At 33.5% G+C, this 13,697-nt stretch carries 9 protein-coding genes; 4 read left to right on the forward strand and 5 right to left on the reverse strand.

Translation table 11 applies throughout. The features are described 5' to 3' along the window. On the reverse strand, positions 1-886 hold an 886-nt coding region (locus PLZ15_14655), incomplete at its 3' end, for a Clp protease ClpP (GenBank protein ID HOI30983.1). Positions 887-991: 105 nt separating this feature from the next. Between PLZ15_14655 and PLZ15_14660 the strand changes: the two genes are divergently transcribed. From PLZ15_14660 to PLZ15_14670, 3 genes are all read left to right on the forward strand, one after another. Beyond that, positions 992-1,495, forward strand: a complete 504-nt coding sequence (locus PLZ15_14660; GenBank protein ID HOI30984.1) for a terminase small subunit — start codon at positions 992-994, stop codon at positions 1,493-1,495. 289 nt (positions 1,496-1,784) lie between these two features. Next, positions 1,785-3,080 (forward strand): phage terminase large subunit, encoded by a 1,296-nt coding sequence (gene terL, locus PLZ15_14665; protein ID HOI30985.1) that lies wholly within the window; start codon positions 1,785-1,787, stop codon positions 3,078-3,080. A gap of 387 nt (positions 3,081-3,467) precedes the next feature. Beyond that, positions 3,468-4,673 (forward strand): DUF935 family protein, encoded by a 1,206-nt coding sequence (locus PLZ15_14670; GenBank protein ID HOI30986.1) that lies wholly within the window; start codon positions 3,468-3,470, stop codon positions 4,671-4,673. Between the two features lie 81 nt (positions 4,674-4,754). Here the strand turns inward: PLZ15_14670 and PLZ15_14675 are convergent, their stop codons facing one another. The 3 genes from PLZ15_14675 to PLZ15_14685 all read right to left on the reverse strand — a co-directional run bounded on the left by PLZ15_14675 (position 4,755) and on the right by PLZ15_14685 (position 9,485). Beyond that, positions 4,755-6,689 carry a response regulator gene (locus tag PLZ15_14675; GenBank protein HOI30987.1) on the reverse strand — a complete coding sequence of 645 codons (1,935 nt, stop codon included), beginning with the start codon at positions 6,687-6,689 and terminating at the stop codon, positions 4,755-4,757. Between the two features lie 65 nt (positions 6,690-6,754). Further along, positions 6,755-7,186: a response regulator gene (locus PLZ15_14680; protein HOI30988.1), complete on the reverse strand. Its 432-nt coding sequence runs from the start codon at positions 7,184-7,186 to the stop codon at positions 6,755-6,757. Positions 7,187-7,247: 61 nt separating this feature from the next. After that, a complete protein-coding gene (locus PLZ15_14685; protein HOI30989.1) occupies positions 7,248-9,485 on the reverse strand; it encodes an ATP-binding protein in 2,238 nt (745 codons plus the stop codon). Between the two features lie 692 nt (positions 9,486-10,177). On the opposite strand from PLZ15_14685, the gene PLZ15_14690 reads away from it, so the two are divergent. After that, entirely contained in the window at positions 10,178-10,354 is a 177-nt protein-coding gene (locus tag PLZ15_14690) for a hypothetical protein (protein ID HOI30990.1), read from the forward strand. Positions 10,355-10,533: 179 nt separating this feature from the next. Here the strand turns inward: PLZ15_14690 and PLZ15_14695 are convergent, their stop codons facing one another. Next, on the reverse strand, positions 10,534-13,650 hold the full coding sequence (locus tag PLZ15_14695) for a hypothetical protein (GenBank protein ID HOI30991.1): 3,117 nt from the start codon (positions 13,648-13,650) through the stop codon (positions 10,534-10,536). Between the last annotated feature and the right edge of the window lie 47 nt (positions 13,651-13,697).

A 13,697-nucleotide genomic window follows, 5' to 3' on the forward strand; every position in this document is an offset into this window, starting at 1 on the left:
ATGGAATATTGGAAATTGAGTTTAATAATTCCGAGAATGATTTTACAAACGCCGGGGTAAACTTACCGTCATTCAGCTTTGTGTTAAGAATTTCCGTCAAGCCGGATTCTGCAGAAAATGCAAAATAGGATGGTTCCGGATTAGAGAGTTTTGCGAAGATCTCCTTATCGGAGAGAATTTTTCTTTCTTCATCGGAAAGATTCATTAGAGAATTTAGCTGGTCAATATTGTTCTGAAGCAAAGTAATAGAATTGCCGAGTTCAAGGAGCTTCCGGTTAATATCGTTCTGGTTAGTACCGGTTTGATTTAAGCCGTCTGACTCTGATGCGGCGATATCTTCCGGATCGAATATCTGAGAGCTGAGGGCGACAAACTTTTTGACAGGATAGTTATCGATCACATCATCGGCAAAACCGTAGCTGAGGCATTCATCAGAATTTAGGAAAGTGTTTTTAGTACAGAAGTCCTTCAGTTCCTCTTCGGATAAACCAGTTTTGGATTTATAGAGATCTATGATAGTCTGAGTAAACTTCTTGAGATCCTCGGAAGCGGATTCCATATCGTTATGATCACCGATCGCGAGAGACCAGGGATTGTGAATGAAGAGATAGGAGTTCTTATAGACCGAGACTTTACTGCCGGCAAGGGCAATTAGAGAAGCGGCTGAGGCGGCAACGCCGTCGACGATTGTGTGAACGTTTCCGAAATCCCTGAGCTGATTAAAGATTGAGAATCCTTCGAACAGAGATCCTCCCGCGGAGTTGATTCGGACTTCTATTTCAGTGATGTTCTTTTCCTTAAAGTCGGAAAGGATTGCCAGGATTTTTTTAGAGGAGATGCCGAAGGTGGAAATGGAGTCGAAAATATTAATTATGCCGATTTTCATTTAATGCTCCGAACTTGACATTATTCTTGACATATTTTAACAATAATTGACATTAATAGCAAATAAAATGTTAATTTAATATAGATAATTGTCAAGTTTGATAATATGAGCCGTAAAAGCGAGATACCGGAAAAGCAGAGAATCTTCCTGAATGAGTACTTAAAGGATTTGAACGGCAAACAGGCCGCCATTCGCGCGGGATATTCGGTTAAATCGGCCAAGGTAACAGCTTCCAGGATGCTAACCAATGCTAACCTTAGGAACGAATTATCGAAGCGTATTGGGGAGATATATGACAATTACAAAAACGATCAGGAGAAGATTATCCGGGAGCTGGCGGTAGTGGGATTTTCGCGGATAACAGATTACATAACGATAATGAAGGAGGGAATAACAATAAAGGATTCGCATGAAATACCGAATGAATTAATGGGCGCAATTTCTGAAGTGACAATTGCAGATACAAAAGACGGTAAGCGGAAGTCGATTAAACTGCATAATAAAATTGAAGCATTAAAAATACTTGCTCAGTACCATAGATTATTCGAGGAGAAGACAGGCGAACCGTTCAAGTTTAATGTTATAGTAAAAAGGATTGAGCAGTTTTAAATGAATAATCAATTCTTTACTTAAGACAATTAATAAACTGAATTAAAGAGGATGGTACAAAGAACAAAATATGTAAATGATGATTTTATTTACTTTTCTCTTGATAGAAAAGTAACAAAAGATCAAGACTGCAAAAAAATTGCTGAAATTTGATTCACTTCATGGCAGAAATTGAACTCCTCCCCCGCACTTTTTATAAATAGTTTATGAAAGCGGGATCGTCAGACAGCAATTTCTGCTTTTCATTCCGTTCGTCAAATTTCTATGCGCAATTTTTTTGAGGTCAATAATGAATATTCATATGAATGAGAATATTGTAAACATTGAATTAGGGAATCATGAAAAACAGCTTGAGATTTTTTATAAAAGTAAAGAAAGAGTCAAAGTAATTGCGAAAGGAAGAAGGTTTGGTTTGACGGCAGGAATGGCTAGATATATGATTGATGAATTGGTAAATAACGATATTGGAGCGCTTTGGGTGGATACGACTTATTCAAATATAATTAGGTATATGGAAAGATATTTTCAGCCAATTCTAAGAGTGATACCAAAAAGGTTTTACAGCTTTAATAGGACTAAATCAATACTGTATTTGAAAGATTCATACTGCGATTTCAGGAGTGCGGACAGGCCTGAGAATATCGAGGGATTCGGATATGATCTGGTGATGCTTAATGAAGCCGGGATAATTTTGAAGAACAGAAGATTGTGGGAAGAATCGATTAGACCGATGATGTTTGAGAAGAAGGCAAGAGCGATTATCGGCGGTACACCGAAAGGGAAAAAATCCGGAGATGAAACACACCTATTCTATGAATTATTCAACTATGAAGCTGAGAGTAAAGAGGGATGGAAAAGCTATAGATTCACTTCTTATGACAATCCGATGATTGATAAAAAGGAACTTGAAGAGTATGAAAAGGAAGTCTCCCCTGCCCTGCGCGATCAGGAAGTATACGCGGAGTTCATTGATCAGCTGACCGAAAGAATTATAAAAAGAGAATGGTTCGGATATTATGAAGAGAATGACCTTAACAGCAAGAGATTTGTGGCATCGATACAAAGCTGGGATACCGCGTTCAAAGAGAAAGAAGAGAATGACTATTCCGTCTGCCAGACCTGGATTGTAACGAATGAGGGATATTATCTGGAAGATGTTTGGAGAGGCCGGGTGGAATTTCCAGAGCTTAAAAAGAAAGCGGTGGAATTGTTCAACACTTACGGACCAAATGAAATTCTGATTGAGGATAAATCGAGCGGCATAAGCTTAATCCAGGAGATTCAAAGGGAAACTAGGATTCCAGTTAAACCGATTAAACCGGATAAAGACAAGCTTGCAAGGGTGCATTCGATTACTCCTATTATTGAAGCGGGTAAGGTAAAACTGAAAGGAAACAGCAATTGGATTAAAAGTTTTCTGGATGAACTTGAAGAATTTCCAAACGGAGAGTATGACGATCAGGTAGATGCGGCGACACAGTTTCTGAATTACATAAAGTCGCGGAATTTGGAATTCCGCGAGAACATTATAGTCAGTAAAAAAGTGAAGAGTGAGAAATATTTTAAGTATAGACCTAATAGGTAGAGGTTATGAAATTCATATTGTAATTACTTTGCTCTTCTTTTCTCCCCGCTGAACGGAAAGGGGCAGGCGCCAGAACATGCACAAAAAAAATGAGAGCTATTACTTTTTTCTTGATAAAAAAGTAACAAAAAATCAAGGCTGAAAAAAAATGGCTAAGAATTTCATTCGTAATGCTATGGAAATTAAACTCCCCCGCTATTTTATAATTAATTTGAATGCGGGGTTCAAACAAAAATTTCCATTTAACGCATTCCTCATTCATTCTTTTTACGCCATTTTTTTAAGGCCAAATGAAATAAGGCAGGCGCAATTATTTTAAGGTACAAAAACAAAAGCAATTTATTTGAGGTCGTTAAGGAAGAATTATTAATATAGGAGATAGATGAAATGAAAGAATCGATATTGAAAAAGGTGCAGCATTTGCTGAAAATATTTGTCTCGCGAAAGAAGATGGGTGTGAATGTAAACGGATATCTGCCCGATCCGGATAAGATTCTTGCCGAGAACGGATATGATTATGAGATTCTGAGGGATCTTATTAGAGACGGGCATTTGTCGGCTGCAATTACACAACGGAAAATGCAGGTGATGCAGATGGGCTGGGAAATCCAATACGAGAATGAGGAGATTAAAAAAGAGGCGATTGAGATTACCAGAAACCTGGATCTGCAGAAAATAGCGAGTCAATTGCTTGACTGTATACTTTACGGATATGAAGTGGCTGAGATAGAGTATAGGAAAATAAACGGCAAGATAGTTCCCGTGGAGCTCGAGGAGAAACCGCAGGAGTGGTTCATTTATGACAGCGATAACATACTGAGGTTGAGATCAAGAGCAGGAGCAGGATCAAGAGCAGGATCAAGATCAGGATCAAGATTTTATTACATATATGAAGAGGGTGAGAAACTTCCTGAGTATAAATTCATTATTACTAGAAATAATCCGAAGTATACTAATCCCTACGGCGAAAAGCTTTTATCGAAATGCTACTGGCCTGTGATTTTTAAGAGGGCTGCCATAGAATACTGGCAGCTTATGGCTGAGAAGTTCGGTACTCCCTACTTCCTTGCGAGGTATCCGAGCACTTTTACGGACGCGCAGATTGACGAACTTGTGAATAAGCTGACCGAAATAACAGAGAATAACGTGGCGGCGTTCAGAGACGATATACCGATTGAGTTTAAGGAATCTATGAAATATGAGGTGGGCGGTTTGTTCTCGAACATAATTACGCATTACAATTCGGAGATATCCAAAGTAATTTTAACGGAAACGCTGACGCTGGATATCGGGAAAGTGGGATCTTATAAGGCGGCCGAGACGCACCGGGAGATGCTGGAGTTTATGGGTGTTAGGGATAAGAAGCTTATTGAGAAGAGCCTGAATACCCTCTTCGATTATTATGTGAAGATAAATTACGGGCTGGATATTGGTCCCAGAATAAAGCTTACGAAGAAAGAGAGCGTTATAGAGGAAACTGTCCAGCGGGATAAAACTCTTTACGACATGGGAATAAGGTTTACGGAGGAGTACTTTAATAAGAGGTATAATCTGAATACGGTAGATTATAAAATCAGGAAAGTAAATGAATAATAATTCTGTGAGATAAAAAATAGTTACACAATAATTACAATAAAAAGTAACAATATTTTATTTCTAAGTCAGCTTTTGGCATTACTTCAGATATTTACCTAATAATTTATTAATTGTTTCTTTTGTGAATGGTTTAGGGAGATAACCATCAAATCCCTGATTAAGGATTCTTTCTCTATCTTCAGGCATAACGTAAGCAGTAACGGCAATTATCGGAATATTTAAATAATTATCAATACGCCGTAATCTATTAAGTGTTTCGATACCGTCAATTCCATCACCTAAATTAATATCCATCAACACAATATCATATAAGGAACGTGCAGCAATAACCAGAGCAGAAATACCATCAGAACAATCTGTTATTGAGTAGTTTTCCTTAATGTAATAATGAATAACATCTTTATTTAAAGGATTGTCTTCCACTAGAAGAACAGAAGGTTTTTTATCAATTTGATTTACAGACAGTTCTTCAACAGCGGAAGTCTTATTCCTAAAGGCAATTTCATTAGAAAGTTCTTCTTCTGTTAATTTAACAGGAAGTGAAATTGTAATAGAGGTACCTTTACCAACCTGGCTATCAACACTAATTTCACCATTCATGAGTTCAATAATCTTGTTTACTAAATGGAGTCCAACGCCTAATCCTTCAAAGGATCTATTAAGTCCTTCACTTGCCTGCCTAAATTCACCAAATATTTTTTTAATATCTTCTGGTTTAATACCAACACCTGAATCGGTGATTTCAATTAAAGCTCTAATCTGGTCATTAATAATTTTTGAACTAACCTTAACGATTACTCCTCCATTTTTGGTAAACTTGATTCCGTTATCAACTAATTGAAAAACAGCATTTTTAAACATACCCGGTTCGATATCAACAAGTATTTTATTAGAAGGCATAACGGTTTTAAGATACAGATTTTTACGGGCTGCAATTTTAAAAAGCGGGTCAAGACATTCCTCTATAATATCCTGTAAAGAAAAAACAGAAGTTTTCAAATTGGATGAAGAAGATTCGAACCTTGAAAGTTCCAGGATATTCTGGAACGTAGAAATTAATCTAGTTGCCCCTTCCACAATTCCATCGAGCATTTTTTTATGTTCTAATTCAACAATTTCTTCGCGAAGTAAATCAGCGTAACCAATAATAGCGATCATAGGAGTTCTTAATTCATGACTCATATTTGAAAGAAAATAAGATTTCATGCGGTTCATTTCTTCAGCTTTTTCCTTAGCTTTAATAATTTCATTCTCAGCCATTTTTCTAACCGAAATATCGCGGCAACTTCCGTAAATAAAACCATTCGGAAGAACAACAGCATTTAAGTCGACCAGAAGAATCGAACCATCTTTTTTCTGAAGTTCAAGTTCAAAAAAAGCTCTTTTATCATTAATGACCTTCTGGAACAGATTCAAGTAATCATTAATTAAATCAGGAGGAGCAAGATTTAGAATAGTCATTTGCAGTAATTCTTCTTTGGAATAACCGAGCAGCTTAGTAGCTTCCGGATTGACATAAACATATTCACCTTGCGGATTAGTAACAAATATTGCGTCGGCTGAATTTTCTGTAATGAGACGATATTTTTCTTCACTCTCTTGAATTTTTTTATTTGCAAGATCTAATTCCTTTTTCCTTTCGAATTCATTTAATACTCTTTTAATTGTAAGACCTAACTTGGAAGGTTTATCTTTCAGGACATAATCGGAAGCACCCCATCTCATAGCTTCAATAGCAATATCTTCTTCAAGTGTTCCGGAAAGAAAAATGAACGGAGTTGAAGGTTGAATACGTTTAGCCTGGCGTAAAGCTTCAATACCATTAAAATCGGGCAGTGCATTATCGGAGATAATTAAATCGTAATTATTATAAGTTACTTCATCAATAAATTCTTTTTTATGAGAAACCCGTTGGACATAAAAATTGATACCTTCTCCGGTCAAAGTAGATATTAATAGTTCAGAATCAAATTCATTATCTTCGAGATGCAGAATACGAACTTTGTTTGCCATAATAACTCCTACGAAAGAATTACAGAATAAATCGTACGAATAAAGATATATTGAAGAAATTATATTTAAATTGTTTCATTAATTAAAGCCCAAAAAAGACCAAGATTTTTAACAGCTTCAACAAACTCATTAAAATCAAGCGGTTTGACAACGTAGGCATTGACACCTAATTTATAGCTTTCGATCAAATCTCTTTCTTCGCGTGAAGAAGTAAGAATAACGACCGGGACATGTTTCAGGTTGTTATCACTTCTGATCTGGCGCAATACTTCAATGCCATCGACTTTAGGCATTTTAATATCCAATAAGATAACCGACAACTGGTTGTTTTCAATATTAGAGTACCTACCTCTTTTAAATAGATAATCCAAAGCTTCTTCACCGTCAGAGACACAAATTATATCATTGGCGAGTTTATGTTCCTCAAAAACCGCTAATGTAAGTTCTCTATCTTTTAGATTATCTTCGGCATAAAGAATTCTTTTAAACTTTTTCATAAAAACTCCAAAGATTTATCAAATAAAAAAAGATTAGTACTAAAAATAAATATGCTTCATATCAATGGCTGTTAAAAGGAAGTGAAAAATAAAAAGTAGCACCTTTATTAAATTCGCCTTCAGCCCAGGTCTCGCCACCATGCTTATGGACAATTCTTCTAACAGTTGCGAGACCTATGCCAGTGCCTTCATATTCTTCAGCAGAATGAAGTCGTTGAAAGACACCAAATAATTTATGAGCATACTTCATATCGAATCCAGCACCATTATCTTTAACATAAAAAACTATTTTATTATCCGGATTGCTGAAGGATCCAATTTCAATTATTGGTGAGGATGCTTTTCTAGAATATTTAACAGCATTATTAATAAGATTAACGAATACAACTCTCATCAATGACGAATCTGCGGAAAGAGATGGAAGTTGACATAAATTCCACTCAATATTAGAGTTTTCGGAAGAATTCTTAATTTCCGTTATAACATTTCCAACCAGGAAGTTAAAATCGATAATAGAATATTTAAGAGAAGCTCTGCCCATTTTAGAGAAATTCAATAAATCGTCGATTAGAATTCCCATTTCATTTGCAGAGGCCGTGATTATTTTTAGATACCGCTTGCTTTTTGCATCCATATTGGAAGTATTGGAATCATGCAACAACTTAACAAAGCCATTTATATGCCGGAGGGGAGCACGAAGATCGTGTGAGACAGAATAAGAAAACGCTTCCAATTCTTTATTTACGGTTTCGAGTTCAGCGGTACGTTGTTTAATCCGCTGTTCAAGTTCAAGATTTAGATTATGTAATTCCACTTCAGATTTCTTCCGATCGGAAATGTCATAAGAAAGAATAAAAACTCCTTCAGGCACGGGTTGAATGCTAAGCTCAAACCATCCTTTGGAGCCGTCCGGGAAATTGAATTCATTTTCAATATGTTGAGTAATACGTTCATCCATAGTTTTTTTAATTATGCGGTAAATCTCAAGTTGATCAATTCCGGGCCACATATCAGTATACTTATTTCCAAGGAGTTCATCTTTGTGACGACGGTTATGTTTATCAGCAGAATCATTTAGATAAATATAACGCCAGTCGAATCCGATGATCTGGCATCCCTCCAACATATTATCAAGAGTAGAGCGAAACCTTTCTTCACTTTTTCTTAAGATATTATTTGCTTGTTCCAGTTCTTCAGTTCTTTTCAAGACTTTAGATTCAAGTTCCAGGTTAAGTTGTTTAATTTCTTTTTCCGCCGCCTGTCTAGTTTCAATTTCTTTTTCAAATTCAATATTGACTACTGACAACTGCTTATTAATAAGTTTAATTTTCTCTTTGCTACGGAGTGCAACTTCAGCGATGTATGAAATAATTCCGCAGGTACTTATATAAATTGCCATACTAAGCCAATCGCCATTATCTTTAATAAAAGGGACAGCAACAAAGATGGGCCATAAAAACAAAATTACGAAGCATGAAAAAAAGGTAGCAAACAGACCAGGACCGAATCCTCCGTAAATAGCAACTAAAGTAACTGCCGGATAAAAAGTGACCCACATAGTTCTTGCACCTAATGAATGTAAGGGCCATATTCTAAGAAGAGAAGCTAGTGTAATTAACACAACAGTTAAAAGGAAAGGACTCCACACATTTTTAAATCTGGAGAAGTTACTTCCTAATAAATTGGCATTATTTTCCGACAGATATAAAAAATATCCAACAGCAAAAAGGAGAAAAGAGATTGAAGATAATAAGGAAATAGGAGTAAAATTATCCGGGTAGAGAAGGGATTGACTATCGATAAAATAATTAAGAAATGCGAACAAAGAGATCGGGATGATTAGAGCGACAAGGATTTTCAGAGCATTATAGTTAAGCTTGCGAGAAGATAAAATAGAGGACCCGATAATAAAAAAATTAACCGCAGAAGCAGGTGCCATTCCAATAGAATTTATTTTTTTAATGGGGCTTATCGATTCAAAAAGAGAATCGATACCAAATTCCAGTTTAAAAAAACTTGTAAACAGTGTTAATCCGCTTATAATTAATATTATTACTGCACCGGCATTGATAATTTGAATTCTCCATTTAATTCGTTCTGAACTATTAAGAAGCCAGAGACAAATTCCGGAGAGGATAAATGAAATAGATGAACTTGGTTTCATTACATCGTTTTTAAAATAAAACTGGTCGAGAATCGAGTCGTTGAAGAACCAACCGATAAAAAGGCCAAGCCCTATTAAGGAAACAATAAAACTTAAATATTTTGAAAGGACTTTATAAATTCTAACAGGATCCATAATCCCCTATCCTAAGAAACTTAGAAATTAAAAGTGGTTATGCAAAACAAAAAAGATATTATGTTCATTTCAGGAAGGGCATTTTGGGATAAAGCAGTCCATTGGGAAATATTCCAATGGATTAGAGCGGAAACGCGATAATATTCTTGATAATGATTCATAAAGTTAAGGATGAAAATTATGTCCTGTTCCTAATGATGATCATTTCATTTTTAATTTAATTAAAAAAATATTCTTTTACCATAATTAAATTTTCACGAATAAAAAAGACAATATAGACAGACAACTAAATATTAACTCCCGACAAACGACAAATTGTCTTCCGGATATTATTGAATACAAGACTCAGAAGAAGTTAAATAAAAGATTGTGAATTGAGCAATACAGATAAATTATTTTTTTACCAGATTGCGCTTTAGGATGTGGGGATAAGGTTTACGGAGGAGTACTACATGAAGAGATATAACCTCACAGATAAAGACTTAATTAAGATTGAAGATTGAGATTCTTCGCTTCGCTCAGGACAAGCTTGAATGAGAAGGATTTTGAGAAATTGACTAATTGAGAATTTGTTTTATAAATTAATTCTGAATGTTTCCATTTATTAACATAACAAATAGATGATAATTATAAAGAAGGTATCAATTAATGAATTATGATGATTACATAATATAGAAGAAAAATATTCGAAAATGTTTCCAGAGAAAAATAAGGGATCACAAACAGCAGGCGCTTTGGTATTCTCTTTCGGATATGAGCGTGCGGGCGAGATTTTGGAGGAAGCGATTAGAAAAGACTGCAGAATAAGAATAGTTTACGGCGAGGGGGAAGATAATTTAGAGAAAATAATGTTTGTAAAAAGGAAATGAAAAGATTTTAAGTTACTAGTTGTGAGTCACATATTGATAAAATAATTTTATTATGAGTATACAGAAACTTTTACGTTTTTGGATAATGTTTATTGCGTATTATTAAATGAAGAAACACAATTTAAACGAGAAGGATTTTGACGTATTGGGATAATACATAAAATATTAATTTGGATTAATTAGTTATTAGGCAATATAAAGTAATATTGTAAACCATATATCTGAAGTGGTAGAATCTTTTTTTCTTTAATTAAATAACAAAGTGTACCTATCTGCTCAGGATATTTATTACCGGGGACAATCCTTCTAACATCATCAAGATTTGATAAATCTAATTCTAATTTATTTTCAGTAAAAAATGAATCTATAAATAATTGAGATTCTTTTACTGTTGTTGAGATATTATAATGTGCAACATCTGCAGGTAAAGACTTAATATATTTAGTATCAGTTTCAATAGTTTTATTTGAACCGCGAGGTTTTTTTGAATAAGTAATAATTATATCATCTCCTTTAGAATATATGAACGAATCACTATAGACTATATTAAATAAACGATCCGAAAAATCGGATAATAACTTAGAGGATAGATTGATAAATTGTTTAATATTCTTTCTAATATACGGGATTTTTTCTTTCTCGTTGTGCGATAGTATCTTATCAAATTCAATAAACAAATTATAAAATGTACCTAAGTCTTTACTATTCCATAAATCAGTTATTGGCTGAATAATATATTTATAAAAGGTGGAATTATTTGGATAAGGGATTAAAAATATTTTTGAAAAACCACTTCTTTCAATATTGCTAAATTCATTATAACAGTCCTCGGGACCAACATAATTACGACCAAAATCTTTAATAATATTTTCGGGATAATGTTCATATCTTTTACTTCCTAGAATGAGTTTAGAAGAAATAAATAAATACTCTTTATAACTATATTCAATATTATGACAATACTTGCGAGAAGCTTCAAAGAAAGTTTCATCTTCTAATGATTGTGATTTTATATGATCTGCTAATAAGTATAAATTTTTAATATATTTTTTATTGAAGTTCTTCAACGGGATTCCACTGACAAGCTGGCGCGCGTGGATGGAAGATTCCAATTCATTAAATAATTCTTCAAATGTTTTTAAAGCAGAGCTAATAACACGTGCAGCATATGAATCATCTCTTGATAATGACTTATTTTCATTTTCGACTAACTTAGTGAAATCTGGAAGGTATTCTAAATTTCTAAAACGTAAGGACCAATTACGAATTTCATTTTTACCAAATACATCAGATAGTGAGGGGGTCTCTAAATCCAGAATATAGAAGGCAAAGGAATTAATTAAGTATTTGATTCGCTCGAAGTTAAATTTATTTTTCTCTAAAAATTGTATTATTCCATCTTCTGATTCTTTATCTGAATTATATAAAACCAATATTTCGTCTACTATTCTTTCAAGAGTGGAATAATGAGTTGGTGAGAGAATTGCTGAAAAAGTTTTTATTTTTTTTCTGTAATGGATACTGGAATCATTAGTTTCTGATGGTTTTCTATCCTCATTTATACCATATAGCTGAACTAAATAATCTTCAAGTGAATACCCATAATTACTTTTAATACTATTATTCAGCTCGACTAGTATTGGATGTACCTTCCATGCTCCTTTTTCAGCTTTGCTTTTAAGCAATAGGTTTGAGTCCGCTAGACGTTTTAATATCATTAGATTATTTTTGTTCTCAAAATGCGCATCAATTTCTAAAATATATGAATCAAGGTAAATATGTCTAAGTAAATCGATACATTTATTTAATGTTTTATTACTGATTTTACCCCCAGAAAAGATTAACTTATTTAAGGATTCTTTAAAGAATTTATCATTTTCTAAATATTCTTTTATATTAGATAATAATGCCGCAGGAATAATTGAAGGAGCTAATCCTAATACATTAAATTGTTTGGTCTCAAAATGTTGCTTTGCAGCTTCAATATATGCGCGAAAACCTACAATTACTCTTTTCTTTTCTTCCATACCAAAAATATGTTGTAAAAATTTCTTACTAATTTGGAATGAACGATTATTTGTTTTTGAAAATGCTGATAAACGTTTTTGAATAGCCTCCGCAGCTTGTTCTGGTGATATTTGTGGCATATTAATAGTGAGAGGTGCATCAAAGAAAGAAGTTAATTTTTGATCTAACTTAATTTTTTCACGCCATTCAGGTAATCCAGAAATAAAAAAAGCTATATTTATTGAGTTATCATGAAATCTGTTTTTATATAGTTGAAGAGAGGATAGAAAATCAAAAACAATAGTTTGATTAATATTCTTGTGTAAATCATCAATATAAATAACAAAACCAACAGTTCTTTTAGATATTTGAAGTTCCATCATAAGTTCTTCATAATCAGTATTATCAACTTTAATATTCTGCGTATGGTAAATACTTTTTATTTTTTTAGTTAATTGATTTTCAAAATCTAAATTGTATTGAGGTACGTTCATTTTTTCTGGAATTATAATTCGTACAGGTTCGATTTTTCGTAATATGAATTGTGGTTTAAAGTAATCATAAAAAGTGGTTTTCCCTGTACCTAATGCTCCTTCAACTAAAAATCCTTTACCAAAAAAATCAAATGTATTGGTAGTTAATTTTTTCCACATCCATTGAAATGGTTCAGTACCGACTAATATTCTTTCAAAAAGATTCTCTTCGATCATAGAGAAGCCATTAGAACTTGGGAAAGGATTAGATATAAGATTTAATTCCTCCCACCATTCTAGTGAGTTAACACCTAGTTCATTTTCGTTTGGCTCTTCGAAAACTATATCATCAAGAATTGAAAATATTTCTTTATCGAGTTGATCCTTCTCAAGCTTCTTTTTTTCAATTTCTGCTATAAGTTCTGGTTCTCTTTTCTGAATAATATCTTTTTTTAATAATTCTATTTTTTTATCGTCTTCAAGATTTCTTAATAGTTGCATGTCTGTGAATTCTTTATTAAGCTGTTTAAGTAATAAGTCATATTCTTCAACTTGCACATTAGTATTCTTAATAAATGGAATACTAAACATATATTTTCCTAGATCTTCAATACTTTTAATAGAATGATTTTTTATAAGTAATACTATTAATTTGTCAACGATTTCTTTATCCTTAACTGAACCGGACAGTTTGCATTTGTTTACAAAGTACTCATGCTTCAACTTTTTATAAGTTGTTTTATCATATATCTCTTTATTAGTTAGTAGTTTATAATTTGCCTTAATAAATGAATTGATAGCAGCATCCTTATCCATTTTCGCCTCGCTTCAATACAATGTTAAATAAATATACTGTTATAATA

This window comes from Melioribacteraceae bacterium, assembly GCA_035362835.1.
Taxonomy (GTDB): Bacteria; Bacteroidota; Ignavibacteria; order Ignavibacteriales; family Melioribacteraceae; genus DSXH01.